This is a genomic window from Streptomyces sp. SID5785 (assembly GCF_009870065.1).
GTDB lineage: Bacteria > Actinomycetota > Actinomycetes > Streptomycetales > Streptomycetaceae > Streptomyces.
On record NZ_WWIA01000285.1, the window covers coordinates 1 to 1,572 of the forward strand.

Below are 1,572 nucleotides of genomic sequence, written 5' to 3' on the forward strand. Positions count from 1 at the left end.
GCCGGGCGTCCCGGAATCGTCAGACTTTCCGTGAACCCGCCGGGAGGAGCAGTCATGACGACCATCCATCACCGCTACGCCACGGTCGCGGGGCAGCAGCTCTTCTACCGTGAGGCGGGACCGCCGGACGGGCCGGTCGTGGTCCTGCTGCACGGCTTCCCCACCAGCTCGTTCATGTTCCGTCACCTCATTCCGGTGCTGGCGGAGCGTCACCGGGTGATCGCGCCGGATCACCTGGGTTTCGGGCTGTCGGACGCGCCGTCGGTCGACGACTTCGACTACACCTTCGACGCGCTGGCGGACCTGACGGCCGGGCTGCTGCGCCGGCTCGGCGTCTCCCGGTTCGCTCTGTACGTGCAGGACTACGGTGCGCCGATCGGCTGGCGTCTGGCGCTGGCCGACCCGTCGGCGGTGACGGCGGTCATCAGCCAGAGCGGCAACGCGTACGAGGCGGGCTTCGCGGAGGACTTCTGGAAGCCGCTGCGCGCGTACTGGGCCGAGGAGAACCCCGACACCGAAGCGGCTGTCCGCCAGGCCCTGACGCTCGAGGTCACCCGGTGGCAGTACCTGCACGGGGTGCCCGACGAGAGCCTCGTCAGCCCGGACACCTGGTACCACGACTTCGCCCTGCTGTCGCGGCCGGGCAACGACCTCGTACAGCTGCGGCTCTTCGCCGACTACGCCACCAATCCGCCGCTGTATCCACAGGTCCACGCGTATCTGCGGGACAGCAGCGTCCCGGTGCTCGCCGTCTGGGGCCGGGGCGACGAGATCTTCCGTCCCGAGGGAGCCCTCGCCTTCGCGGACGACGCGCCGGACGCGGAGATCTGTCTGCTCAACGGCGGCCACTTCCTGCTGGAGAGCCACCTCGACGCGGCGTCGAGCGTCATCGTCTCGTTCCTCGCCCGATCCGGTGTGTCATGACGGGGCCGCTGCAGGGCCAGTCCGTGCTCGTCGTCGGGCGGGCCGGGGGCATCGCGCGGGCCGTCGCCGTCGCCGCCCGGGACGCGGGCGCTCGCGTCATCACCGCGGGGCGGCATCCGCAGGCCCTCGCCGACCTGTACGCGGGCGAGCCCGAGATCACGGCCGAGTCTGTCGACCTCACCGACGAGGACTCGGTGGCCGCCCTCGCCGACCGGATCGGCACCCTCGATCACGTGGTGTCGACCGCGTCGGCCCGGGCCCGCGGCCGTCTGGAGGACCTGACGGCCGATGCTGTCCGGCTCTCCTTCGACACCAAGGTGGTCGGGCCGCTGCTGCTCGCCAGACACCTGGCACCGCGGATGCGACAGGACGGCTCGCTGACGCTCTTCTCGGGTGTGGCGGCGTCCAAGGTGACGGTCGGCACGCTGGCCGTCGCCGTCACGAACGGCGCCGCCGAGGTCCTGACCCGCTCCCTCGCCGTGGAACTGGCGCCCGTACGCGTCAACGCCGTCTCGCCCGGCGTGATCGACACCGGGGCGTGGGACGCCCTGGGAGACCAGGAGAAGGCCGACTACTTCGCCGAGGTCGCGACGCGCAACCCGGCCGGGCGCATCGGCACCGCCCACGACGTCGCCAACGCCGTGCTGT

General features: G+C 71.6%; 2 protein-coding genes. Both read left to right on the top strand.

Going from position 1 to position 1,572, the window contains the following annotated elements; all coding sequences use genetic code 11:
• Positions 1 to 54 precede the first annotated feature (54 nt).
• Positions 55 to 924 (top strand): alpha/beta hydrolase, encoded by an 870-nt coding sequence (locus tag GTW43_RS08920; RefSeq protein WP_161301085.1) that lies wholly within the window; start codon positions 55 to 57, stop codon positions 922 to 924.
• Positions 921 to 1,572 (top strand): SDR family oxidoreductase (locus GTW43_RS08925; RefSeq protein WP_161301086.1); only part of this gene is annotated, 652 nt, incomplete at its 3' end. The genes GTW43_RS08920 and GTW43_RS08925, both read left to right, overlap by 4 nt.